This is a genomic window from Blastochloris tepida (assembly GCF_003966715.1).
Classification (GTDB): domain Bacteria; phylum Pseudomonadota; class Alphaproteobacteria; order Rhizobiales; family Xanthobacteraceae; genus Blastochloris; species Blastochloris tepida.
Window position 1 is genome coordinate 3332405 of record NZ_AP018907.1, and the last position, 24196, is coordinate 3356600.

The following is a 24196-nucleotide window of genomic DNA, read 5'->3' on the forward strand; positions in this document are numbered from 1 at the left end:
CCGTCTATCTACATTCCAGCGCGATTGACGCTGATTCGCGCACCATCGTGGACCAAGCCGTCACCTTGGCGGGCGGCTTTCAATGGAACGTGGCGAAGATCTCGCGTGGGGCGGTTTCGCTGCTTCTCTATGAGGACTTTGACGTCGTAGCGTTCCCAGCCCTGCTGGCTTCGTTTAAAGTCGACCTGAGAAGCGGCAAGACCTCCGAGACGGACTATAGCAGGCGCCCAAACCCGCCCATTCTGCACCGGAAGGAACTACTGCTACCCGAAGATGACCCGAGACGTCCAAGGTTCGCGGCGCTGACACGGACCGCGGAGGAGCACGGCTTGTTTGCAGAGCCGTCGCGAATCGGCACCCGCCGGCAGTGGTTGGACCTTCTCTCTTTGAAGGGGCTTCGGATCGAGGGGCAAGCGCTGGTCCCTCAAGGCGCCGAAAGCGTCGCGGTGGCCAGACACAAGACTGCCATCACGCGGCGCGACTTATCGCAGCCGATGCAACTGGCTATCGCCCACGGTGTACTGCCGTCGGGAAACTCCGTGTTCGACTATGGATGCGGCCTTGGCGACGACGTGGCGGCGCTTTCGGCGGCGGGTTTCGAAGCGTTTGGCTGGGATCCGCACCACATGCCCGAAGGGCCCCGCCGACCAGCTGACCTAGTGAATCTCGGCTTTGTCCTGAATGTCGTCGAGGACCGGCATGAGCGCACGGAGACGCTGCGGGCGGCTTGGTCTTTCGCACGGCGCGCCATGGTCGTCGCCGTCATGGTCATGGGAAAGGGCGACCTTGCCAATCTACGTCCCTACCGGGATGGACATCTGACTTCACGCGGAACCTTCCAGAAGTACTTTGGACAACAGGAACTCCGGGATTTCATCCAGGATGAGTTGGGCGAAGCGCCGCTCGCCCTGGGCTCTGGAGTGTTCGCCGTGTTTCGGGACAAGGATCTGGAACAGGAGGTTCTGTTCCGGCGTCGGTCCCGAGTGATCAGTCGTCCGATCGGGATGCGCCCGCCTGAGCGGGAACGTCCCAGAACAAGGGCGCCTCAGATCGACCTGCCCGAACGAATCCGTCCAGAGTTGGAGATCCTTTGGGCAGCAATGCTGCGGCAGGGACGCCCCCTCGACGCCGAAGAATTCCCAGGAACACTGCGCGAGCGCCTGAAGGCGGTGAGAATTTCCTCGGGGCGCGCCACCGATTTGTGCCTATCGGACCTATTCGATCAGGAGGAACTCGCGGTCTCGGCCGCTGGGCGCCGCGAGGACTTGCTGGTGCGTTTCGCCATGTTGATGTTCCCCGGCGCACCGCGCTACGCGACGCTTGCCCGATCTCTCCAGCGTGACGTCAAGACATTCTTCGGCAGTCATGCCGCCGCCCTTGAAGAGGCTCGGCGTCTCATGTTTTCGGCCGGGAAGCCGGATAGCATGCGTGAAGGAGTCGATGCCGCTATTTCAGCGGGTTTGGGGGCGATGCGGGACGAGGAGACCTTCCGTTTCGCGGTGCCGGTGCTTGACCGATTGCCGCCAGTCGTCCGGCTTCGGGTTCTTTGCGGCGGACTTCTCCGGGGCGGTGTCGAGGGCGCCGACTTCGTCGACATGAAAGTCGCGGCGCCACGCCTCACTTTCATCCAATGCCTCGACGCTTCCTCGCGATTGCCGGTCATCCTGGAGAAGACGCGGATCGACCTTGGGCGAACCAGCACCAATGTCGATCGCCCTGATGGCATCGCGCTTTATTTGAAGGGCCGCTATTTGCCCGTGGATGCTCCGGACCGGGAGGAGCAGATGAAGTTCGACAGCAAGCTGCTAGCTGCGGGAATCGTGACGCCTGACGGCAAGGGGCCGCGCATTGCGGAACTCCATGAGTTTTTAAGGAAGCGTCGCGACGCACAGCCTAGGGCCGTAGGGGAAACTCCCTGCATTGAAGATTTTACGTGTGCGCCGGGTTCAGCAACGAATAATCACGAGTAAGGGTGCGGAATCGAGGGCACTCAAATTGATTTTTCAGGGATTCGATGATTACAACATTCCCCATCACCATGACTGTCAGCGGCTTGAGCGACGAACAGAGGTCTGCTGATAATATGATTATTTTACATACTGAAATTGAATAACAATGAATATTTTGCCGCCATTTTGGACGCCTAAATTCACCAGAAATGGTTATGTTTAGAAAAAGCAGGAAATATATACATATTTTATTCTTTTAATACGCGCATCCTCCAATCGTCCGCCGTGCTCGGCGACGCCTGTTCTCGCACCAAAAATCCTGATCAAATCCGAGTTATCCACAGCCCGCGTCGGCAATCGAGCGATTTCAGGCTGCGGAGGTGCCCCTTTGGACGTCTCCGCCGACGCTCCCCGGGCCTTGCCAGGTGGAACAGAGAGGTGGTACAGATGGCCATCCGCCGGAGCCGAAAAACCTTGAGTTTTCAATGGTTACCGGGGACCGCGCGGGAGTCCCTCCCTCTCCGCCATTGGCCCGACTGTCCTCCCGGGCGAGACATGGCCGTCGAATATCGCCTCGTCAGCAAGCCGCACTGCAAATCGCCGGTTCCACGCTGTCGTTCGATCGATTCCGGCCCAGCGATGGGCTGATGCAGTGTAGCAAGTATCCCTCCGGCGTGGGCCGCAGGTGGGGCGCTTACGGCTCTGAAGGTCCGAGGAGCGCCGGGTTTGCTTTGTGGATTTTGATGAGTTCGACCAGGGTCTCGATTCCGAAGTCGGTGAACGCCCTGACGGCGGCGTCGCCGACGCCGTAGACCCAGATGATGCCGTCCTCGACGTCCATTTCGTTGGCGACCTGGTGCAGCCAATCTTCGTCTTCGCCGAGGTCCTCGGCGACGCGAGCGATCGTGGTGACGCGGGAGACCTTGTTGACGTGCATGCTCACGCCGCCCGAGCGGAGAGTGCCGAGGGCCGTGGCGCCCAATTCCAGGGCAGGAGGTCATCGAGCCTATGCGCCGGGTGGCTTGGCAGGCGCGCCAGGACGTCGGCCAGCCAGGCCTGCGGATCGATGCCGTTCATCTTGGCCGTGACAATCAGGCTGTACATGGCGGCGGCGCGGTGCCCGCCCCGATCGGACCCGCAGAACAGCCACGACTTGCGACCAAGAGCGATGCCGCGAAGCCCGCGTTCGGCGGCGTTGTTCGACAGGCAAACCCGCCCATCCTCGAGGAACAGCGTGAAGCTCGCCCAGCGCTTCAGGATGTAATTGAACGCCTTGGCGAGGTCGTGCCCGCGCGCGAGCTTGGCAAGCTCCTCGCGCATGTGGCGATGAAGATCCTCGACCAGGGGGCGGCTTCGCTCCTGGCGAACGGCGAGGCGCTGCTGCGCGCTGGTGCCGGTGATCGACCGCTCGATCTCGAACAGCTCGTCGATCCGGCGCACCATCTCGATGGCGATCGGCGAGAGCACGGCGTCCGTCCTGCCGGCGGCCCGGCGCCGCGCCGTCCCCTCGATGTCGGCCATGGCGAAGAACGGCCGCCGCGCGTGGGCCCAACAGGCCGCCTCCCGGATCGGCCCAGGGGCGCGTCCGACCAGGTAGAGCGGGGCGTAGCCGTCATAGGCGTCGGCCTGCAGGATGCCCGCGTAGCCGGCGAGATGCCCCTGGGGGTGCTCGCCCCGGCGGTCGCGCGAATAGTAGAACATCGCCGCCGGAGGATCGGTGCCGCCGAAGGGCCGGTCGTCGCGGACATAGACCCAGCAGCGCCCGGTGTCGGTCTTGCCCTTGGCCAGCACCGGCACGGTCGTGTCATCCGCGTGCAGCCGCTCTGCCGCCATCACATGAGCCTCCAGGCGGCGGAGCAGCGGAGCGAGCTCGCTGCAGACCGCCCCCACGGCGTCCGCCATCGTCGACAGCGCGATCGGCACGCCCTCCAGCGCGTAACGCTCGGCCTGCCGGTTCAGCGGCTGATGCTGGCCGAACTTGTCGACCATGATCATGGCCAGCAGGCTGGGACCGGCCCAGCCCCGCGGGATGCTATGGAACGGCGCCGGCGCCTGGGAGACCGTCTCGCAGTCGCGGCAGCTGAACCTCTCCCGCACCGTCTCGATCACCTTCCACTGGCGCGGGATCACCTCCAGCGTCCGCGTCACGTCCTCGCCGATCTTGCGCAGCCGCGTGCCGCCACAGCACGCGCAGGCCGCCGGGGGATCGATCACCACGCGCTCCCGCGGCAGATGCTCGGGGAAGGTCTGGCGCTCGGCGCGCTTGCGGGTAAAGCCCCGCACGGTCGTCGTCTGGGCGGCGGCCTGTTCGGCCGCGCGTTCGTCCTCGGTCGCGCCCGCTTCGAGCTCCTCGAACGCCAGCGCCAGCTGCTCGATCAGCCGTGCCGCACGTTCCGACCGCTGGCCGTAAATCTGCCGCTCGAGCTTGGCGATCTGCAGCTTCTGATAGGCGATCAGCGCCTGATCTTCCGAGGCCTTGGCGCGCGCCACCGCAAGGTCTGCGGCGACCTCCAGCGTCTTTGCGCGCTCAGCCGCCAACGCCTCCTTCAGCGCGGCGAGTTCGGCGGCAGCATCACCATCGGCGTCCATGCATCCTATGGAATCACATCTTCGCCGCGGTGTGACGTGCAAAGTGGAGCGTCGCCGCAATTATTTGATCAGCCCGCGCTCTGCGGCCGCCATGTGTGCTGGGGATTGCGCCAGTCGATCGCCTCGAGCAGATAACTCATTTGCGCCGCCGTCAGCGCCACCGCGCCGTCGACCGTGGCCGGCCACACGAAGCGCCCGCGGTCGAGCCGCTTGGCGTAGAGCGACAAGCCGATGCCGTCGTGCCACAACGCCTTGATCAAGGTCCCGGCGCGGCCCCGGAACACGAAGACGTCGCCGCCGAACGGGTCGCGGCCGAGCCCTTCCTGCACCAGCAGCGCCAGGCCCTGCATGCCCTTGCGCATGTCCGTATGTCCGGTCGCGATCCAGATCCGCACGCCCGCCGGAACCGGGATCATCGCAGCGCCTTGAGGGTTGCCGTCACCAACGCCGCCGGCGCAGACGCGCCGATCTCAACCCGCACGCCGCCGGCCAATTCCACGACGATCGCGGCGCCGTCTTCCCTCGTGGCCGCGGCCGTCCCACCGGCCTCCACGACGATCGCGCGGGCGAACCCAACCCCGCTCGTCCCGTCGCCAACCTCGTGCCGCCATTTGTAGATCAGGCTGGTCGATACCCCGTAGCGCCGTGCTACGTCCGCCACGATCGCCTCCGGCGCAAACGCCGCCGCCACGATCTCCCGCCGTTCCTCGCCGCTCCACCGCCGGCGCCGCTCCGGCCCCGTCAGCACCGTCATCTGGCTCATGCTGCGCTCTTACGCGCGCTCGTAAGAGCGCTCCTATGCGCGCAGCATCCGCGAAGCGCGAGGTCCCACACAAGGCGGCCCACGCCGGAGGGATACTGTAGCAACGGCCGTTCACAAACTTCTTGGGGCCAGCAGCCTCTTGTCGCCGGCAATGTCGGGCCCGAATCCTTTTCCGTCATTCCATCCGCCATATTGCGCGCATGATGACAATTCGGCCCGCACGCGACTGTGATGCCCCCGGTTTGCCCGGGATCGAGCGCAGTTCTGGTGAGATATTCCGGCAATCGCCGGGACTGGAATGGATCGCCGACGACACGGTCCAATCGGAGGAACAGCACCGCGCGCTGATCGCGACCGGCGTCGCCTTCGTTGCGGACCTGCCGGGCCATGGAATCGCGGCGTTCCTGAACGGAGAGGTGATGCCTGACGCCCTGCACATCTGGCAAATTGCCGTCCATCGCGACCGGCAGGGGCGCGGCATCGGCCGGAAACTGATCGAAGCGGCAGAGCAGTTCGCCGCCGATCATGAAATCCCTGCGCTGACCTTGACCACCTTCAGGGATGTGCCCTGGAATGAACCCTACTATCAAAGGCTTGGGTTCGTCACGCTGGAACGCGGAGACCTCGGCTCCCGGCTGAGGGCCGTTCTGGACGCCGAGGAACAGGCCGGGATGCCGGCAGCACGGCGCTGCGCCATGAGGAAGCCCCTCCACCAGGGGCATGGCTTGATGGCGGCCGTCACGGTCTGACCGCTGGAGCGACGGCGCCCCCGAACACCGCCACCAGCCCGCCAGCCGATGACTCTGTTGGAGCGCCATCCGATCCGGTTCCCGGCCGATCCGGTCGGAAGACCGAAAGCGATGCCGCCGAAAGCCCCGGTTCCGCAAGACCCCCCCCGGCACCGGGATTTTCGGCGATCGGAATGCGGCTCTCCGGTCTTCAGGCCGGAGACCGGATTATACCAACGGCCCCGAACGCTGACGCGTGGGGCCGTTGACACTCGCGGATTTTCTTTTGGGAAATCAGAGATTTCGCGAAAATCCGCGACCGGAGCCAACGGTCCGCTTTCGCGGCCGTTGGTATTACCCCGGCTGGTGCAGGCCGAAGGCCGGGTGATGAACCAGCTCGCCACGCGGCTCACTGTCGTCGAAGGGCAGGGCCTGAACCACCTCGGGGGGACAGCCGGTCACGCCCAGCCCAGGGAACGCGCGAAAGCCGAACCGGCCATAATAGGCGGGGTCGCCCACCAGCGCCGCGCCGCGGCTGGTCCGCCGCAGCCGGCAAAGGGCTTCCGCCATCAAGGCCGTGCCGATGCCCTGGCGGTGCCTCGACGGCAAGACCACGAGCGGGCCGATCAGCCCCCAGCCGTCCTGCGTCCCGACCCGCGCCGCGGAGGTGGCGAGATAGCCGACCACCTCGCCCGCGTCCTCCGCCACCAGCGAGAGGGCGAGCGCGCCCTCCGCCCGCAGCCTCTCGACGATGCGCGCCTCGGTTCCGGTGGATTGCGCAAGCATCAGCAGCGCTTCGGTGACAAGCCGGCCGATCGCCGGGATGTCACCGGCCGTTTCGTTGCGGATCAGCATGTCAGGCCCCCTGATTGTCGAGTTGGGCGCGCACGAAGGTGCGGCCGCGTCGCGAAATCCGGTATGGGCCGCCCGAGCGGGATTCGATCAGCCGCTTCTGCCGCAGCCGGTTGAAGACGGTCAGGTCGAAGTCGGCAAGGATCATCGCCTCGCGCGTGACGCACATCACGGACGTGATCTTGGGGCCGTCGCCACGCTCGTGAAGAATGCAGCCGCCGAGGGCCAGAACGTGCAGCGCACGTTGCTCATTGCGTGAGATGTTCATGGGATTCTTGTATGACAGACGTGAAAAGACACCCCGGGCGACTGCACCCGGCGGCTTTGACTTCACGCGGCTCTCTGCGATTCAGAGAGCCCTGTCACACAAGCTCTGACATCCAGTCCCCAGTTGGGGCGCGGCGAACGGTGCCGCCACGCACCCTTGAAATATCGGGGGCACACGCCGCTGACAACCGGAAACCCGCTGGGCACGCGCGCCGGCCAGCAGCCGATGATCGACACCGAATTGAGCCTTTCGGGGTGGAGCGGGTAGAACGTCACCCAGGGCGATCCACGCCGCAGGGTTACGGTCATGACACGCTTCCTGCACACGATGATCCGGGTCAGCGATCCGGAGGCCACCATCCGCTTCTTCGAACTGATCGGCCTGCGCGAGACGCGGCGGATGGAGAGCGAGAAGGGGCGCTTCACGCTGATCTATCTCGCGGCCGACGAGGACTTTGAAGCCGCCCGCGCCCACCGCGCGCCGGAGGTCGAGCTGACCTGGAACTGGGATCCGGAAGACTATCAGGGCGGCCGCAACTTCGGCCATCTCGCCTTCCAGGTCGCCGACATCTACGCCGTCTGCGCCCGGCTGATGGCGGCCGGCGTCACGATCAACCGCCCGCCGCGCGACGGCCACATGGCCTTCGTCCGCACGCCGGACGGCATCTCGGTCGAGTTCCTGCAGAAGGGCACGCCGCTGGCGCCGGCGGAACCCTGGGCGTCGATGCCCAATACCGGGAGCTGGTGAGCCGGCGGGGGGAGAACGCGTCTCCTATGACGCCGGGCGAAGCTTCGCCGTCTCGCGCCAGCGGGCGAGGCGGCGCATCGCCTCGGCCAGCGTCGCCTCGGTCTTGGCGAAGCAGAAGCGGATGTGGCTGCGCACGTCCCGCGCCCCGTAGAAGGACGACAGCGGCACCGCCGCCACCCCGGCCTCGATGGCGAGGCGGCGGCAGAAGGCGAGATCGTCGCCCTCGGCGTCGAGACCCTCGATCGGCGCCACTGCGAAATAGGTGCCCGCCACCTCGGCCATCTCGAAGCCGGCGGCGCGAAGGCCGGCGCCGAGCTGGTCGCGCCGCCGGGCGAGGTCGGCGCGCAGCCCGTCGAAATAGGCGTCGGGCAGATTGAGGCCGAAGGCCACCGCCGCCTGCAGTGCCGGCGGGGTGGTGAAGGTCACGTACTGGTGGGCGCGGGCGATCGGGCCGAGCAGCCTGGCATCCGCCGTCACATAGCCGACCTTCCAGCCGGTGACCGAGAACGTCTTGCCGGCCGAGCCGATGCGCACCACCCGGTCGCGCACCTCCGGGAGGGCGAACAGCGTCTGGTGGCGGCGGCCGTCGAACACCAGATGCTCGTAGACCTCGTCGGAGATCGCCACGAGGTCGTGCTCGAGCATCAGGTCGGCCAGCAGGCGCAGCTCCTCGGCCGAGAACACCTTGCCGATCGGGTTCATCGGCGTGTTGAGGACGAGGGCGCGGGTGCGCGGCGTGATGGCGGCGGCGATCTCGGCGCGCGGCAGGTTCCAGTCGGGCGGGGTGAGGCGGATTGGCACCGGCACCGCACCGGCACGGCGGATGATCGGCATGTAGGAGTCATAGGCCGGCTCGAACACCAGCACCTCGTCGCCGGCATTGAGCAGGGCGAAGAACGCATCGGCCAGCGCCTCGGTGGCGCCGGAGGTGACCAGCACCTCGCGCTCCCAATCGACATCGAGGCCGAGCCAGCGCTTGGAGCTCGCCGCCACCGCCTGACGCAGCGCCGGCAGGCCCATCATCGAGGGATATTGGTGCGGCCCCTCGCGCATCGCGCGGCTCGCCGCCTCCACCACCTCCGGCGGCTCCAGCCCCTCGGGGAAGCCCTGGCCGAGATTGACCGCCCCGGTCTCGGCGGCAAGGCGCGACATCGCCTCGAAGATGGTGGTGCCGGCCTCGCCGAATATGGGGTTCACCATTGTGCTGCCTCGCGCCGCATATGCTCGTGCTCTCGAAACCCTGCGATACGGTTTCCGGCCGATCAAGCGGGAGAACCGTGTCCAGCCCATGGAACCAACGGCCGGCTGTCGCCGCCGTTGGTCTCAACCCAACCCGCCGGCCTGGGTGATGAAGCGCACGATATCGTCGACACCCTGCTGCTTCGCCAGGCTGACGAACGCGAACGGCTTGTCGCCGCGCATGCGCTTCGTGTCCCGCTCCATCACCTCGAGGCTCGCGCCGACATGGGGGGCGAGGTCGGTCTTGTTGATCACCAGCAGGTCGGAGCGGGTGATGCCGGGGCCGCCCTTGCGCGGGATCTTCTCGCCCTGCGCCACGTCGATGACATAGATCGTGAGATCGGCAAGCTCGGGCGAGAAGGTGGCGGCGAGGTTGTCGCCGCCCGATTCGATCAGGATCAGGTCGAGCGCCGGAAAGCGGCGGCGCATGGTGTCGATCGCCGCGAGATTGATCGAGCAGTCCTCGCGGATGGCGGTGTGCGGGCAACCGCCGGTTTCCACGCCGAGGATGCGGTCCGATGACAGCGCCTGCATGCGCATCAGGATCTCGGCATCCTCCCTGGTGTAGATGTCGTTGGTGATGACGCAGACCTCGTAGCGTTCGCGAAGCGCAACGCAGAGCGCGGCGACGAGCGTGGTCTTTCCTGAGCCGACCGGGCCGCCGATGCCGACGCGCAACGGACCGTGGGGACTGTTCATGACCGGAAGATCCTCGAATACTGGGTTTCGTGGCTGAGCGAGGCGAGGTCGGCGCGCAGCGTCGCGCTGCCGAGATCGCCAAGCGTGAAGCGGGGAGCGTGGTGCGCCCGATCCCGCAGCCGCGGCAGCAGTGCGGCGATGAGGCGCTGGCCGTCGGTCTGGCCGATGATGTTCAGGCGGATCGCGGCGGAGGCGAGATTGGCGACGAAGGCCACCCCATAGGCCAGCGCGGTGCCCTCCAACGCCACACCATGGCGCGCCGCCACCGCGCCGACCGCGACGGGATAGGCGATGCCGCGCTCGGCCAGCGCCGGCAGGGCGTCGAGCCCCGGCGCCGGCCACGCGGCGCGAATGGCGGCAACGAAGCTGCCGCCCTGCGTCACGGTTTCCAGGTGCCGCTCGGCCGAGGGCTGCAGCGCGCACGCCCAGTCATTGGCGAGGCACACGCCGGCGTCATCGCCCTGGGCCGCCGCCCGCCACGCCGCGGCGAGCAGGATCTGATCGGTCCGCAGCGAGCCCATGGCGATGAGGTCGGAAAGCCAGATTTCGAGATCGGCGCGCGTGGCGAGCCAGCCGCGCTCGACCGCCTGTTCGAGCCCGTGGCTGTAGGCGAAGGCGCCGACCGGAAAGGCCGGCGACAGCCACACCATCAGCTCGATCGGCACGGCGATCGCCGGTCCGCCGGCGTCAGCCATGGTTGCGGTGCGCACCATGGGGCACGCCGCCATGCGCGTGGTGGCCGTGCTCATGATGGCCGTGCGCGTGATCGTGGCCATGGTCGTGATCGTGGTGATGATCGTGACCATGATCATGGCGATGATCGTCGTCGGTGCCGTGATGATGGCCGGACACCAGCGCGCCCTTGCTGCCATAGGCGCCGCCTTCGGGCTCGAACGGCCGCGTCACGGGCCGCACCGCAAGCCCGAGCCCCGCCGCCATCTCGGCCAGCACGTGATCGGGCTGGATATAGACCGCCTCGCCGGTGATCTCGGCCGGGGTGTGGCGGTTGCCGATGTGCCAGGCGAGCCGGGCCAGCGCACGGGCATCGGGCGCGGCGATTTCCAGCAGCGCCTCGACCGCGGCGCGAACCTCGATCAGCCGGCCGTCGTCGAGTTGCAGCGCGTCGCCCTGCGCCAGATAGGTCGCGGCATCGAGGTCGAGCAGGAACGCCACGCCGCCATCGCTGGTCATGGCGATCCGCCGCCGGAACCGCGCCTCGCGGTCGAGCGTGATGGTGTCGGCGCAGGCGCGGCCGGCGCGTTGGTCATGGCGGATCACGGTTGCGGCGCGCAGCATGGAAATATCCCTATCGGTTTCCGGCCGATCGCTTCGCGACGCCGGAAACATCTCGCTGAAATTCCCTTCGTGGATAACACGCGGGCCTTCGGTTTTGACCCGCCCTCGTCATGGCCGGGCTTGTCCCGGCCATCCACGTCTTTGCATCAATATGAGTTTTTAGTCGTGGATGCCCGCGACAAGCGCGGGCATGACGAGTCACATCTTACGGCCCCTGGTATTAGAGGATTTTCAGCGAACGGAATGCGAAACGCCGGCCCCTGGGGCCGGATTTCGCATCAGAACAAGAAATACCGCTGCGCCATCGGCAGCTCGGCCGCCGGCTGGCACACCAAAAGCTCGCCGTCGGCGCGCACCTCGTAGGTTTCGGGGTCGATCTCGATATTCGGCGTGGCGTCGTTCAGCACCATCGAAGCCTTCGAAATGCCGCCGCGCACGTTCTCGACCGCGACGAGGCGCTTGGCGAGCCCCAGCCGCTCCTTCAACCCGCCATCGAGCGCCGCTTTGCTGACGAAGGTGAGCGAGGTCGCCTCCACCGCCTTGCCGAAGGCGCCGAACATCGGCCGGTAGTGCACCGGCTGCGGCGTCGGGATCGAGGCGTTGGGGTCGCCCATGGGCGCGGCGGCGATCACCCCGCCTTTCAATACGAGGTCCGGCTTGACGCCGAAGAACGCCGGCGACCACAGCACGAGATCGGCGAGCTTGCCGGCCTCGATGGAGCCGATGTGCTTCGAGACGCCGTGGGCGATGGCGGGATTGATGGTGTATTTGGCGATGTAGCGCCGCACGCGATAATTGTCGTTGCCGTTGTCCTGCGGCAGCGGCCCGCGCTGCAACTTCATCTTGTGCGCGGTCTGCCAGGTGCGGATGATCACCTCGCCGATGCGGCCCATCGCCTGACTGTCCGACGACATCATCGACAGCGCGCCGATGTCGTGCAGGATGTCCTCCGCCGCGATGGTCTCGCGGCGGATGCGGCTCTCGGCGAACGCCAGATCCTCCGGAATGCGCGGCGACAGATGATGGCACACCATCAGCATGTCGAGATGCTCGTCGATGGTGTTGACGGTGAACGGCCGCGTCGGATTGGTGGAGGACGGCAGCACATTGGCGAGCCCCGCCACCTTCATGATGTCCGGCGCGTGGCCGCCGCCCGCGCCCTCGGTGTGGAAGGCGTGGATGGTGCGGCCCTTGAAGGCGGCGATGGTGTCCTCGACGAAGCCGGATTCGTTCAGCGTGTCGGAGTGCAGCATCACCTGCACGTCATAGGCGTCGGCGACCGCGAGGCAGTTGTCGATGGCGGCGGGCGTGGTGCCCCAGTCCTCGTGCAGCTTGAGCGCCGCCGCACCCGCCTCCACCATCTCGGCCAAGGCCGCCGGCAGCGCGGCATTTCCTTTGCCGGCAAAGCCGAGATTCATCGGGAACGCCTCGGCGGCGCGCAGCATCATCTCGATATGCCACGGCCCCGGCGTGCAGGTGGTGGCGAAGGTGCCGTGCGCCGGGCCGGTGCCGCCGCCCAGCATCGAGGTCAGGCCGGCATTCAGCGCCTCCTCGATCTGCTGCGGGCAGATGAAATGGATGTGGGTGTCGAAGCCGCCGGCGGTGAGGATCTTGCCCTCGCCGGCAATGATCTCGGTGCCCGGCCCGATGACGATATCGACGTTGGACTGGATGTCGGGATTGCCGGCCTTGCCGATGCGCGCGATCAGCCCGTCCTTCAGCCCGACATCGGCCTTGATGATGCCGGCGACGGCATCGACGATGACGGCGTTGGTGATCACGGTATCGACCGCGCCATCGGCGCGCGAGGCCTGCGACTGGCCCATGCCGTCGCGGATCACCTTGCCGCCGCCGAACTTGACCTCCTCGCCATAGGTGGTCAGATCGCGCTCGATCTCGATGATCAGGTCGGTGTCGGCGAGCCGCACCTTGTCGCCAGTGGTGGGGCCGAACATGCCGGCATAGGCGGCGCGTGAAATCCTGTAAGGCATCTCTCGTCCCCCGATCAAACGTCCAGCTTGCCCATCACCGCCTGGCGGAAGCCAAACACGGTGCGCGCGCCCGCAAGCGCAACGAGCTGCACGGTGCGCGACTGGCCGGGCTCGAAGCGCACCGCCGTGCCGGCCGGAATGTCGAGCCGGAAGCCACGCGCCGCCGCGCGGTCGAAGGCGAGCGCGGGATTGGTCTCGAAGAAATGATAGTGGCTGCCGACCTGGATCGGCCGGTCGCCGGTGTTGGTGACCTCGATGGTCGTCGTCGCGCGGCCGGCATTGAGCTCGATCTCGCCGTCCGCCGTGAACACTTCGCCAGGAATCATGACGGCCTCCGTCAGCGGATCGGATTGTGGACGGTGACGAGCTTGGTGCCGTCCGGGAACGTCGCCTCGACCTGCACGTCGTGGATCATCTCGGCAATGCCGGGCATCACCTGATCGCGCGTCAGCACCTGCGCGCCCTGCTCCATCAGGTCGCGCACCGGGCGGCCGTCGCGCGCGCCCTCCACGACGAAATCGGTGATCAGCGCCACCGCCTCGGGATGGTTGAGCTTGACGCCGCGTTCCAGCCGCCGCCGCGCCACCATCGCCGCCATGGCGATCAACAGCTTGTCCTTCTCGCGTGGTGTGAGGTTCATCGCTTCCTCCTCCGTCTCGCGGCGGCTCCTGGTTGTCGCATTTTCTTTCGCAAAACCGGTATCCGCTATTGCGGAAAATGCTCCTATCACATCATCCAGGCGCGCGGCATCGGCGCGCCGCGCAGGGCGTCGAGCGCCACCTGCATCGCCGCGCGCATGCGGCCGCCGCAACCGGCCAGCGCGCGCAGCACCAGCTTGCCCTCCCAGGCGCTGGCCGCGATCTCGACATCGCCGAGGCCCACGATCTCACGCCGCACGCGCTCCAGACAAGCTTCGGCCTCGGGCGCGACATGGAGCAGCGTGCCGATCACGTGCGCGCCCCCGGCTATGGCCGGCCGCGCCAGGGCGTCGGCGATCGCGCCGTCGAGCCGCACGGCCTCGGCGTGGACGAGGCGGCCGCCGCGGCGGATCGCCCACAGATCGTCGAGCATGCCGGCCTGCATGCGCTCGCCCGAGCCGTGCCGGCCGAGCACCAGGATGTCGAGCAGACTCAGAGTGGCGGTCTCCGCCATCTCGACCTCGATGCGGCGCGCCAGTCGCGCACCCGAGGACAGGATGGTCTCGCGCGGCAGCCAAGCCAGGGCGCTGCCGGGGGCAAGGCGGAGCGCGGTGGCGATGCGGGCGGGGACGTCGAGCGCCCGGTAGACGCGCTCGCCCGCGGCGCTGGTCGCTGTCACCCGGGCGCCGGGGCCGAGGTCGAAGTCGAGCCGCACCTCGTCGCCGCCGGCAATGCCGCCGCCGGTGTTGAGAATCACCGCCTCGCAGTCCGCGCCGGGGCCGGTATCGGGGAAGCGCACGCGCCAGCCGTCCGCCTCGTGGACGGTGGCGGCGAAGGTGCCGCGCGGGCCCGCACGGAACGCCGCCCGCACGCCGCCTTTGACGCGCAGCGTCTGCAGCGCCTGCGGCGAGGACTCAGATGGCGAGCTTGCGGCGGACATCCTCCTCCACCATCCCGGCACGGGTTCCCGACAGCACGACCTGACCTCGGTCGAGCACCGCGAAGCGGTCGGCGAGGTCGCGGGCGAACTCGAAATACTGCTCCACCAGCACGATGGCCATATCGCCCTTCGAGCGCAGATAGAGGATGGCGCGGCCGATGTCCTTGATGATCGAGGGCTGGATGCCCTCGGTCGGCTCGTCGAGCACCAGCAGCTTCGGCCGCATCACCATGGCGCGGGCGATGGCGAGCTGCTGCTGCTGCCCGCCCGAGAGATCGCCGCCGCGTCGGCGCAGCATGCCGTCGAGCACCGGGAAGAGGTCGAACACCTCGCCGGGAATCTCGCGCTCGCGGCGCGGCAGCACGGCAAATCCGGTCTCCAGATTCTCCTTCACGGTGAGCAGCGGAAAGATCTCACGGCCCTGGGGCACCAGAGCGATGCCGGCCTTGGCGCGCTGCTGGGCGGAGAGGCGCTGGATCTCCTCGCCGTTCCAGACGATGCGGCCGCGCGAGATCGGATGCTGGCCGACGATGGCGCGCAGCAGGCTGGTCTTGCCGACGCCGTTGCGGCCCAGCACGCACGTCACCTGTCCCGGCTCGGCGATCAGCGAGACGTCGCGCAGCGCCTGGGCCGCGCCATAGTGCAGATCGATGTCCTCGACACTCAGCATGCGGCTCCCCGTCAGAGCATCCAATCTGACTGCGCCAGATCGGATGCTCTAAGTTTGTGATTTATCGCATTCTCTTTCGCAAAACCGGTTCCCACTTTTGCGGAGAATGCTCTAGCGGCCGAGATAGACTTCGATGACGCGCTCATCGGCCGAGACCACGTCGATCCGGCCTTCCGCCAGCACCGATCCCTCGTGCAGGCAGGTGACCTTGACGCCGAGCGCGCGCACGAACGACATGTCGTGCTCGACCACGACGACCGAATGCCGGGTCGCGATCTCGCGCAGCAGCTCGGCGGTGTCCTCGGTCTCGGCGTCGGTCATGCCGGCCACCGGCTCGTCGACCAGCAGCAGCTTGGGATCCTGCGCCAGCAGCATGCCGATCTCCAGCCACTGCTTCTGGCCGTGGCTGAGGTCGCCGGCCGGCCGGGCGCGGTGCTCGATCAGGCGCACGCGGCTCAGCACCTCGTCGATGGCGTCGTCGGGGATGCGGTTGCGGGCGCCGAACAGCGCCGAGCGGGTGGTGCGCGGCCCCTTGAGCGCGAGGCGGATGTTGTCGGCCACGGTGTGGAACTCGAACACCGTGGGCTTCTGGAATTTTCGGCCGATGCCGAGATTGGCGATCTCAGCCTCATCGAGCATCGTCAGATCGTGGGTGCCGTCGAACAGCACCTCGCCCTCGTCGGGGCGGGTCTTGCCGGTGATCACATCCATCATCGTCGTCTTGCCGGCGCCGTTGGGGCCGATGATGGCGCGCATCTCGCCGGGCGCCAGCACCAGCGACAGCTCGTTGAGCGCGCGGAAGCCGTCGAACGACACGCTGACGCCGTCGAGATAGAGCACGCTGCCCTTGGCGCTGGCCTTCCTGGCCGCCGCCTCCTTCTGGGCGGCATCGTCAAGCAGGGCGTCGGTCATGTTGCGCTCTCCGCCTTGCCGGCCGCGGGCGCCTCGGGCGGCGGGCTCGGCTCACCGGCCTGTCCCCGCTTGGCCTCCCCGCGTTTCGCCAGCCAGCCCTGCAGCGTGCCGACGATGCCCTTGGGCAGCGCCAGCGTGACCAGCACGAACAGGCCGCCGAGCATGAACAGCCAATAGGGCGCGAGCAGCCCCGAGGTGAAGGTGGTCTTCATCGCATTGACGACCACGGCGCCGAGCGCCGCGCCGGTCAGCGTGCCGCGGCCGCCGACCGCCACCCAGATCACCGCCTCGATGGAATTGGCCGGCGCGAACTCGCCGGGATTGATGATGCCGACCTGCGGCACGTAGAGCGCACCGGCCACGCCCGCCATGCAGGCCGAGACCACGAACACCACGAGCTTGTAGCTCTCCACCCGGTAGCCGAGGAAGCGCGCCCGGCTCTCGGCATCGCGGATGGCGACCAGCACCTTGCCGAAGGTCGAGGTGACCAGCACGCGCGCCACCGCGTAGGTGAGCGCCAGCACGGCCACGCTGATCAGGAACAGCGCGATGCGCGTCGGCTGCGCCTGGACGTTGAAGCCGACGATGTCCTTGAAGTCGGTCAGGCCGTTGTTGCCGCCGAAGCCCATGTCATTGCGGAAGAAGGCGAGCATCAAGGCGTAGGTCATCGCCTGGGTGATGATCGACAGATAGACGCCGGTGACGCGGCTGCGGAAGGCGAACCAGCCGAACACGAAGGCGAGCAGCCCCGGCACCAGCGCCACCATCAGCATGGCGAACGGAAAGCTGTCGAAGCCGTGCCAGAACCACGGCAGCTCCTTCCAGTTGAGGAACACCATGAAGTCGGGCAGCACCGGATCGGCATAGACGCCGCGGGTGCCGATCTGGCGCATCAGGTACATGCCCATGGCGTAGCCGCCGAGCGCGAAGAACGCGCCGTGGCCGAGCGAGAGGATGCCGCAATAGCCCCACACCAGATCGAGCGCCACCGCGAGCGTCGCGTAGCACACATACTTGCCGAGCAGCGCCACGATGTGGATCGGCACATGCAGCGCCGAGCCCGGCGGCAGCAGCAGGTTGGACAGCGCCACGAACAGCGCCGCCACCCCCAGCAGGCCGAGGAAGATGAGGCTGCCGCGGTCGCCGAGCGCGGAGACGATCATGCGGGTGATCATGATTCCACCGCCCGTCCCTTGAGCGCGAACAGGCCACGCGGCCGCTTCTGGATGAACAGGATCAGCAGCACCAGGATGAGGATCTTGGCCAGCACGGCGCCGGCCACCGGCTCCATCAGCTTGTTGGCGATGCCGAGCGCGAAGGCCGAGACGAAGGTGCCCCACAGATTGCCGACGCCGCCGAACACCACCACCATGAAGCTGTCGATGATGTAGCTCTGGCCGAGATTGGGCGACACATTGTCGATCTGCGACAGCGCCACCCCGGCCACGCCGGCAATGCCTGAGCCCAGGCCGAAGGTCAGCGCATCGACGCGCGCGGTGGGAATGCCCATCGAGGCGGCCATGCGCCGGTTCTGGGTGACGGCACGCATGCGCAGGCCGAACGAGGTGGCCTTGAGCAGCAGCAGGAGCCCGGCGAACACGACCAGCGTGAACACCACGATCCACAGCCGGCCATAGGTGATCTGCATCCCCCACAGGTCGAAGGCGCCGGACATGAAGCTGGGATTGCCGACCTCGCGATTGGTGGGGCCGAAGGCGGTGCGCACCGCCTGCTGCAGGATGAGGCTGACGCCCCAGGTGGCGAGCAGCGTCTCCAGCGGCCGGCCATAGAGGAAGCGGATGATGCCGCGCTCGATGGCGATGCCGACGAGGCCCGAGACCAGGAAGGCTAAAGGCAGCGCGATCGCCAGCGAGAAGTCGAAGGCGCCGGGCGCGTAGGCTCGGAACAGCTCCTGCACCACGAAGGTGGTGTAGGCGCCGAGCATCACCATCTCGCCGTGCGCCATGTTGATCACGCCCATCACCCCGAAGGTGATGGCAAGGCCGATCGCCGCCAGCAGCAGCACCGAGCCGAGCGACAGGCCGTACCACACATTCTGCATGGCGGTCTGGATCTCGAGCCGCTTCTCGATCGCGACGATGGCGCGGCGCGCCTCCTGGGCGATGGAGAAGGGCGCGCCGGCGGTGGCGGCGCGCAGCGCGGCGATGGCGTCCTGGTCGGAGCGGGTGCGCAGGACGGAGATGGCGAGGAGCTTCTGGTCGGTGGAGGATTCGGGGCTCGCCAGCACCAGCGCCGCCTCGGTCTCGCGCAGAACCTTGGCGATGACCGGATCGTGCTCGCGCGACAGGGCGGCGCGCACTGCGGGCAGCGCCGTGACGTCGCGGGCGCGCAGCACCACCTCGGCGGCCTCGCGCCGCTTGGCGGGGTCGGCCACCTGCAGCCGCAGCGTGCCGAGCGAATTCTCGATCTGCCCGCGCAGCTTGTTGTTGGTGCGCACCAATTGCGCGCCCTTGGGCACGGCGGCGACCGGGTTGCCGATCAGCGCATCGAAGGCGCGGCCCTGAGCGTCGGTGAAGAACACGCCGCCGTCCGGCGTCACAGCGAGCCGGCGGTTGAGCAGCGCGTCCATCAGGCCCACCGCCTGCGGCGCGCCGGACTCGGCGATCTCGTCGATGGCCTTGGCGGTCTCGGAAAAATCGTTGGCGGCGAAGCGCGCCAGCGCCTCCTGCAGGGAGGCGGCCGCGGCCGGCAGCGCCAGCGCCGCGAACAGCGCCAGCACGGCGAGGACGCGCACCAGCGCCCGCCCGCCGCAATCCCGCAAGGCCGAGAGGCGGCCGGTCTGTCTGCCCGAAATGAAGGTCACCGTGATGGTCCGGAACGATGTGCGAGGGACGTCGCCGCGGCGGCTTGGCGCCGCGGCCGGGCGGGAGGGGAGCGGCCCTGAGCCGGCAAAGCTTCCGGCCGCGCCCTTGTTCATGCGGTTTCCGGCCGATCAGGCCGGAGAACCGCATTCCGGTCGCCGAAAACCCCGCTTGCGAAAAAAGGGTTTTCGGCGAGACCGTTTCCGGTATCCCGAAGGGATCAGCCGGAAACCGTATCAGGTCAGACTCAGCCGCCGCACTTGCCGGTCTTGGTGTTGAAGTTGCCGCACTTCTTCTCCACCCAGTCGGCCTCCAGGTCCTTGGAGCCTTCCAGGAAGTCCGACCACGCATCGCCCGGGACGAGGTCCTTGGTCTGCCACACCACGTCGAACTGGCCGTCGTCGCGGATCTCGCCGATCATCACCGGCTTGGTGATGTGGTGGTTGGGCAGCATCTTCGAGGTGCCGCCGGTGAGGTTGGGCACCTCGACGCCGATGATCGCGTCGATCACCTTGTCGGGATCGGTGGTGCCCGCCTTCTCGACCGCCTTGACCCACATGTTGAAGCCGATGACGTGCGCTTCCATCGGGTCGTTGGTCACGCGCTTCGGGTTCTTGGTGAAGTCATGCCACTTGGCGATGAACTCCTTGTTGTCGGGGGTGTCGACCGACTGGAAATAGTTCCAGGCGGCGAGGTGGCCGACGAGGTTCTTGGTGTCGACGCCGGCAAGCTCCTCCTCGCCGACCGAGAAGGCGACGACCGGAATGTCGGTGGCCTTCACGCCCTTGTTGGCGAGCTCCTTGTAGAACGGCACGTTGGCGTCGCCATTGATGGTCGAGACCACCGCCGTCTTCTTGCCGGCCGAGCCGAACTTGACGATGTCGGCGACGATCGTCTGCCAGTCGGAATGGCCGAACGGCGTGTAGTTGATCATGATGTCCTCCTTGGCCACGCCCTTGGCGAGCAGATAGGCCTCGAGGATCTTGTTGGTGGTGCGCGGATAGACATAGTCGGTGCCGGCGAGCACCCAGCGCTTCACGCCGCCGCCCTCCTCCGACATCAGATAGTCGACGGCGGGGATCGCCTGCTGATTCGGCGCGGCGCCGGTGTAGAACACGTTGCGCTCGCTCTCCTCGCCCTCATATTGGACGGGGTAGAACAGGATGCTGTTCAGCTCCTTGAACACCGGCAGCACCGACTTGCGGCTCACCGAGGTCCAGCAGCCGAACACGGCGGCGACCTTGTTCTGGGCGATGAGCTCGCGGGCCTTCTCGGCGAACAGCGGCCAGTTCGAGGCGGGATCGACCACCACGGCCTCGATCTTCTTGCCGAGCAGGCCGCCCTTCTTGTTCTGCTCCTCGATCAGCATCAGCATGACGTCCTTCAGCGTCGTCTCGCTGATCGCCATGGTGCCGGACAGCGAATGCAGGATGCCGACCTTGATGGTGTCCTCGGCACGGGCCCCGCCGATCCCAAGGGACAGGGATGCGAGCAGTGAGACGGCCCCAAGCATGCTGCGCCTGGTGAATGACATGAAAGTGCCTCCGGCTATTGGTTGGCTGCGCCTTGCCATGGGCAACCGCCGTGCCACATGGCCGACCACATGGCCGAGCGCGCCTCGCGCTGCAGCAAGGCGCTGTTCATGCTGCGATGCCAACCGTTCGCCGCAGGTCCACGCACCGGCGACGCCGACCGCCGCCTGCCCAATCTGACGACAGAACGGGCAGCGCGATCAAAATCTGGGCAGACGCCCGCCCACGCCATTGGCTGTCATCACGAAAACGTGCATGCGGTGCCGGCGGCCGCCCCCACGCGGCGCCGAGCCTGACGCAGCGGGCGGCAGCGTTGCCCGCCGAACGGGCAATCTACTCCCCCGCCTCACCCCCGCACGTAGGTACCCGGCGCCGGCGCGATCTCGGCGAGGCCGAGGTCGGGCCGGCCCATCGGCGGCGGCGCGGCCGGCGGGCCGGAGCGCCGCTTCAGCCATTCGAACCAGGACGGCCACCACGAGCCGGTCTGCGGCGGCACCTGCCGCACCCACGCTTCGGGGTCGATGTAGCGGTCCTGCTCCTGGCGGGTGGCGATGCGGAAATGGCGGTCGTGCCGGCCGGGCGGCGAGACCACGCCCTGATTGTGGCCGCCATTGGTGAGCGCGAAGGTCACCTCGCTGTCGGCCAGCAGGTTGAACTTGTAGACCGAGCGCCAGGGCGCCACGTGGTCCCACTCCGTGCCGAGCGCGAACACCGGGGCGCGGATGTCCTGCACCACCACCGGCCGTCCATCGACCAGGAAATGGCCGCGGGCGAGGTCGTTGTTGAGGTACATCGAGCGCAGATATTCGGAATGCATGCGGTAGGGCATGCGGGTGGCGTCGGTCGCCCAGGCCATGATGTCGAAGGACGGCTCGGGATCGCCCATCCAGTACTGCTTGACGATCTTCGACCAGATCAGGTCGTTCGAGCGCAGCAGGTTGAACGTGCCCTGCATCTGCGGCGCGGCGAGCACGCCCTGGCGCCACATCATGTCCTCCAGCAGGCTGACCTGGCTTTCATTGACGAACAGCTTGAGCTCGCCCGCCTCCTCGAAATCGGTTTGGGCGGCGAGGAAGCTGACGCTGGCCAGCCGGTCGTCGCCGTCGCGCGCCATCGCCGCCGCCGTGATCGCCAACAGTGTGCCGCCGAGGCAGTAGCCGACGCCGTGCGCGCGGCGGGCGCCGGTGATCGCCAGCGCCGCCTGCAGCGCCGGCAGCAGGCCGAGGCGGCGATAGTCGTCGAAGCCGACGTCGCGATCCTCCGGCGTCGGGTTCTTCCACGAGATCATGAACACGGTGAAGCCGGCCTCGAGCAGGTGGTTCACCAGCGAGTTGGCGGGCGACAGATCGAGAATGTAGTACTTCATGATCCAGGCCGGGATCATCAGCACCGGCTCCGGACGCACGGTGCCGGTGCGCGGCCGATACTGGATCACCTCGCACAGCGGCGTCTTCAGCACCACCGAGCCTTCCGCCGTCGCCACCGTCTCGCCGACGACGAAGGCATCGGTCGATCGCGGCCGCTGGCCGCTGGCCCGGCGCACCCAGTCCTCGGTGGCATTGAGCGCGCCCTCGATCAGACACCGGCCGCCGGTCGACATGATCCGTTCGAGAATCTCCGGGTTGGTGGCGGGGAAGTTCGACGGCGCCACGGTGTCGAGCACCTGGCGCGCGACGAATTCGAGCAGCGCACGGTCGGCGGCGGCGATCCCGTGGCCGCCGGTGGTCGCCTCGCGCCACCAGCGCTCGATGCCGAGAAACGCCTCGGCATAGAAGGAGAATGGCGCAATCCGCCAGCTCTCATGGCGGAACCGGCGGTCCTGCGGCAGCGCGCGCGCGGCGGGCTCGGACGTGCCGTCCGCCATCGAGGTCTGCATCGCCAGCCCGGCGAAGCGCGTCCATTCCTGGACCATCAGCAGCGACAGCTCGGCCTGCCGCGCCGGCGAGGTCGCGAGGTGCGCCGCCCAATTGTAGAGGGCGGTCTGCAGCGGAATTGGCGAGAAGCCGCCGGTGAGCGCGGCGAGGCCGGCGTGGAAGTAGCGGTCCCAGTCCGACTCCGCCGGCAGGATGGAGGCCGCCCGCCCGCCCTCCGGCGCTGGCGGGGTGTGCCGATGATCCGATACCGCGGTCTGCATGCTGATCGATCTCCGCTCGGGTCTCCGCGCGCGGGAGGCGTCCCGGGCCACGCTGTCGAGTCCCACTGGCGAGGCGCACCCGTCCAGGACGGGCGGCGGTTCATGAACGCAAATTATGACTCCGGTCCGTGACGCGGGGAAGAAATCCCCGGACGCGACGTCCGGCCGGCCACACGCGGGCACGCCGCCGCATTCCAAAAATCGCAGTTTCACCCATGGCTTACGGCGCAGGCTCGGCCACGGGCCACGATCGCTCGATCGCGCGGCCCGGCGGGGCGCCGGCCGCCCGGACGGGCCGGACGCCGGGCCGCGCCGTAGGGCCAGCCGCGGCGATCGGGCCTCGCGGCGACAGATTCGTCATGACGGGTGTTGATTTCGATGTTGCTTCGATATATCTAATTGCCATCGAAACCCAGAGAGGGACAGATGTTTCCGATGCACACGAACGGCGGCCGACAGCGCCGCCACTTTTCGGGCCGGACCGGCCCAGCGGCCGAGGAGCCCACTGGCGCCGACGCGCCGGACGGCGAACAGCGGCGCATGCGCCACCAACGGCGACACCAGCGAATGATGATGGAGAAAGAGATGTTCAATTCCAGGCCGGGAGGCCCCGGCGGCTTCGGCGGACGGCGCGGCCGCGGCCAACGCGATTTCGAGACCGACGGCTTCGCCCCCTGGGGCGAACAGCAGGGCGGCGGCCGCGGGCGGGGACGCGGCGGACGCCTGGGGCGCCTGTTCGCCCATGGCGACCTTCACCTCGTGGTGCTGCACCTCATCGCCGAGAAGCCGCGCCACGGCTATGAGCTGATCAAGTCGATCGAGGCCGCGGTGAACGGCGCCTACAGCCCGAGCCCCGGCACCATCTATCCGGCGCTGGCGCTGCTCGAGGAGCAGGGCTGGGTCGAGGCCGTCAGCGCCGAGGGCGGCAAGAAGCTCTATGCGATCACCGCGGCCGGCCGCGCCTATCTCGACGCCAACCGGGCGACGGTCGAGGCGATGCTGGCCCGCATGGCCGAGATCGGCGCCAGCCGCGCCGACGTGCCGGCGCCGGTGATCCGCGCCATGGAGAACCTGAAGCTCGCGCTGCGCATGCGCATGGAGCGCGGACCGCTCACCGAGGACGCCGCGCGCGCCATTGCCGAGGCGCTCGACCGCGCGGTCGCCGACGTTGAGCGGAGCTGAGGCGATGGAGCCAGGGATCCGCAAGCGGCTCCACGCCCTGTCGCGGGCGGGCAAGCTCGGCCGGCGGGTCGATGCCGGCCCGGTGGTGCTGGGCGAGGCCGCCAGCCCGGCGAACGGACGCGCGCCGGACCCCCGGCCGGCGCAGGCGCCGCCCGCGGAGGCCGCCGCCGGGGCGGAACGGCCCGAGCCTCTGCCGCGCCGTCATCCGGCTTGCGTCTGACCCGCTGCCGATTACCCGGGAGCCG

General features: G+C 67.7%; 26 protein-coding genes. 6 read left to right on the plus strand and 20 right to left on the minus strand.

The features are described from left to right. The first annotated feature begins 47 nt into the window (after window positions 1-47). Complete coding sequence (locus BLTE_RS15090; protein ID WP_160140641.1) at window positions 48-1970, plus strand: DNA phosphorothioation-associated putative methyltransferase; 1923 nt, start codon at window positions 48-50, stop codon at window positions 1968-1970. Window positions 1971-2643: 673 nt separating this feature from the next. Here BLTE_RS15090 and BLTE_RS15095 read toward each other — a convergent pair. From BLTE_RS15095 to tnpA, 4 genes are all read right to left on the minus strand, one after another. Next, on the minus strand, window positions 2644-2886 hold the full coding sequence (locus BLTE_RS15095; protein ID WP_126397733.1) for a hypothetical protein: 243 nt from the start codon (window positions 2884-2886) through the stop codon (window positions 2644-2646). 2 nt (window positions 2887-2888) lie between these two features. Then, window positions 2889-4538 carry an IS66 family transposase gene (tnpC, locus tag BLTE_RS15100; RefSeq protein ID WP_126398497.1) on the minus strand — a complete coding sequence of 550 codons (1650 nt, stop codon included), beginning with the start codon at window positions 4536-4538 and terminating at the stop codon, window positions 2889-2891. Window positions 4539-4606: 68 nt separating this feature from the next. After that, window positions 4607-4954 (minus strand): IS66 family insertion sequence element accessory protein TnpB, encoded by a 348-nt coding sequence (gene tnpB / locus BLTE_RS15105; RefSeq protein ID WP_126397729.1) that lies wholly within the window; start codon window positions 4952-4954, stop codon window positions 4607-4609. After that, window positions 4951-5301, minus strand: coding sequence for an IS66-like element accessory protein TnpA (tnpA, locus tag BLTE_RS15110; RefSeq protein ID WP_126397727.1), 351 nt, complete (start codon window positions 5299-5301; stop codon window positions 4951-4953). Before tnpA ends, tnpB begins: the two co-directional genes overlap by 4 nt. Window positions 5302-5501: 200 nt before the next feature. On the opposite strand from tnpA, the gene BLTE_RS15115 reads away from it, so the two are divergent. Continuing rightward, window positions 5502-6050: a GNAT family N-acetyltransferase gene (locus BLTE_RS15115; RefSeq protein WP_126401466.1), complete on the plus strand. Its 549-nt coding sequence runs from the start codon at window positions 5502-5504 to the stop codon at window positions 6048-6050. A gap of 333 nt (window positions 6051-6383) precedes the next feature. On the opposite strand, the gene BLTE_RS15120 is transcribed toward BLTE_RS15115, so the two are convergent. After that, the gene (locus BLTE_RS15120) at window positions 6384-6884 is read right to left on the minus strand and encodes a GNAT family N-acetyltransferase (RefSeq protein WP_126401467.1); all 501 of its coding nucleotides are present in this window, start codon (window positions 6882-6884) and stop codon (window positions 6384-6386) included. Between the two features lies 1 nt (window position 6885). Next, window positions 6886-7215 carry a YjhX family toxin gene (locus tag BLTE_RS15125; RefSeq protein WP_425290278.1) on the minus strand — a complete coding sequence of 110 codons (330 nt, stop codon included), beginning with the start codon at window positions 7213-7215 and terminating at the stop codon, window positions 6886-6888. Between the two features lie 240 nt (window positions 7216-7455). Between BLTE_RS15125 and BLTE_RS15130 the strand changes: the two genes are divergently transcribed. Beyond that, complete coding sequence (locus tag BLTE_RS15130) at window positions 7456-7896, plus strand: VOC family protein (RefSeq protein ID WP_126401468.1); 441 nt, start codon at window positions 7456-7458, stop codon at window positions 7894-7896. A 24-nt stretch (window positions 7897-7920) separates the two neighbouring features. On the opposite strand, the gene BLTE_RS15135 is transcribed toward BLTE_RS15130, so the two are convergent. From BLTE_RS15135 to urtA, 13 genes are all read right to left on the minus strand, one after another. Further along, window positions 7921-9096 carry an aminotransferase gene (locus BLTE_RS15135; protein WP_126401469.1) on the minus strand — a complete coding sequence of 392 codons (1176 nt, stop codon included), beginning with the start codon at window positions 9094-9096 and terminating at the stop codon, window positions 7921-7923. Window positions 9097-9219: 123 nt separating this feature from the next. Then, entirely contained in the window at window positions 9220-9834 is a 615-nt protein-coding gene (gene ureG / locus BLTE_RS15140) for an urease accessory protein UreG (protein WP_126401470.1), read from the minus strand. Beyond that, complete coding sequence (locus tag BLTE_RS15145; RefSeq protein ID WP_244600011.1) at window positions 9831-10610, minus strand: urease accessory protein UreF; 780 nt, start codon at window positions 10608-10610, stop codon at window positions 9831-9833. The genes ureG and BLTE_RS15145 overlap by 4 nt, the downstream gene beginning before the upstream one ends. Next, on the minus strand, window positions 10522-11130 hold the full coding sequence (locus tag BLTE_RS15150) for an urease accessory protein UreE (RefSeq protein WP_244600012.1): 609 nt from the start codon (window positions 11128-11130) through the stop codon (window positions 10522-10524). Before BLTE_RS15150 ends, BLTE_RS15145 begins: the two co-directional genes overlap by 89 nt. 278 nt (window positions 11131-11408) lie before the next feature. After that, window positions 11409-13121 (minus strand): urease subunit alpha, encoded by a 1713-nt coding sequence (ureC, locus tag BLTE_RS15155; protein WP_126401472.1) that lies wholly within the window; start codon window positions 13119-13121, stop codon window positions 11409-11411. A gap of 14 nt (window positions 13122-13135) precedes the next feature. Then, the gene (locus BLTE_RS15160; protein ID WP_126401473.1) at window positions 13136-13447 is read right to left on the minus strand and encodes an urease subunit beta; all 312 of its coding nucleotides are present in this window, start codon (window positions 13445-13447) and stop codon (window positions 13136-13138) included. Between the two features lie 11 nt (window positions 13448-13458). Further along, window positions 13459-13761: an urease subunit gamma gene (locus BLTE_RS15165; RefSeq protein WP_126401474.1), complete on the minus strand. Its 303-nt coding sequence runs from the start codon at window positions 13759-13761 to the stop codon at window positions 13459-13461. A gap of 86 nt (window positions 13762-13847) precedes the next feature. Beyond that, window positions 13848-14699, minus strand: coding sequence for an urease accessory protein UreD (locus BLTE_RS15170; RefSeq protein WP_126401475.1), 852 nt, complete (start codon window positions 14697-14699; stop codon window positions 13848-13850). Continuing rightward, complete coding sequence (gene urtE, locus BLTE_RS15175) at window positions 14674-15369, minus strand: urea ABC transporter ATP-binding subunit UrtE (protein WP_126401476.1); 696 nt, start codon at window positions 15367-15369, stop codon at window positions 14674-14676. The genes BLTE_RS15170 and urtE overlap by 26 nt, the downstream gene beginning before the upstream one ends. Before the next feature lie 111 nt (window positions 15370-15480). Then, the gene (gene urtD / locus BLTE_RS15180) at window positions 15481-16281 is read right to left on the minus strand and encodes an urea ABC transporter ATP-binding protein UrtD (RefSeq protein ID WP_126401477.1); all 801 of its coding nucleotides are present in this window, start codon (window positions 16279-16281) and stop codon (window positions 15481-15483) included. After that, a complete protein-coding gene (urtC, locus tag BLTE_RS15185) occupies window positions 16278-17456 on the minus strand; it encodes an urea ABC transporter permease subunit UrtC (RefSeq protein WP_126401478.1) in 1179 nt (392 codons plus the stop codon). The genes urtD and urtC overlap by 4 nt, the downstream gene beginning before the upstream one ends. Next, window positions 17453-19036 carry an urea ABC transporter permease subunit UrtB gene (gene urtB, locus BLTE_RS15190; protein ID WP_244600240.1) on the minus strand — a complete coding sequence of 528 codons (1584 nt, stop codon included), beginning with the start codon at window positions 19034-19036 and terminating at the stop codon, window positions 17453-17455. The genes urtC and urtB overlap by 4 nt, the downstream gene beginning before the upstream one ends. Before the next feature lie 314 nt (window positions 19037-19350). Then, the gene (gene urtA, locus BLTE_RS15195; RefSeq protein ID WP_126401480.1) at window positions 19351-20637 is read right to left on the minus strand and encodes an urea ABC transporter substrate-binding protein; all 1287 of its coding nucleotides are present in this window, start codon (window positions 20635-20637) and stop codon (window positions 19351-19353) included. Between the two features lie 57 nt (window positions 20638-20694). Here urtA and BLTE_RS18190 point away from each other — a divergent pair, with 57 nt between their 5' ends. Next, complete coding sequence (locus BLTE_RS18190; RefSeq protein ID WP_160140642.1) at window positions 20695-20931, plus strand: hypothetical protein; 237 nt, start codon at window positions 20695-20697, stop codon at window positions 20929-20931. Between the two features lie 50 nt (window positions 20932-20981). On the opposite strand, the gene BLTE_RS15200 is transcribed toward BLTE_RS18190, so the two are convergent. Beyond that, a complete protein-coding gene (locus BLTE_RS15200) occupies window positions 20982-22769 on the minus strand; it encodes a PHA/PHB synthase family protein (protein WP_126401481.1) in 1788 nt (595 codons plus the stop codon). Between the two features lie 585 nt (window positions 22770-23354). On the opposite strand from BLTE_RS15200, the gene BLTE_RS15205 reads away from it, so the two are divergent. Both BLTE_RS15205 and BLTE_RS15210 read left to right on the plus strand, forming a co-directional pair. Continuing rightward, the gene (locus BLTE_RS15205) at window positions 23355-23951 is read left to right on the plus strand and encodes a PadR family transcriptional regulator (RefSeq protein WP_244600013.1); all 597 of its coding nucleotides are present in this window, start codon (window positions 23355-23357) and stop codon (window positions 23949-23951) included. Between the two features lie 4 nt (window positions 23952-23955). Next, window positions 23956-24171: a hypothetical protein gene (locus BLTE_RS15210; RefSeq protein WP_126401483.1), complete on the plus strand. Its 216-nt coding sequence runs from the start codon at window positions 23956-23958 to the stop codon at window positions 24169-24171. The last annotated feature ends 25 nt before the right edge of the window (window positions 24172-24196 follow it).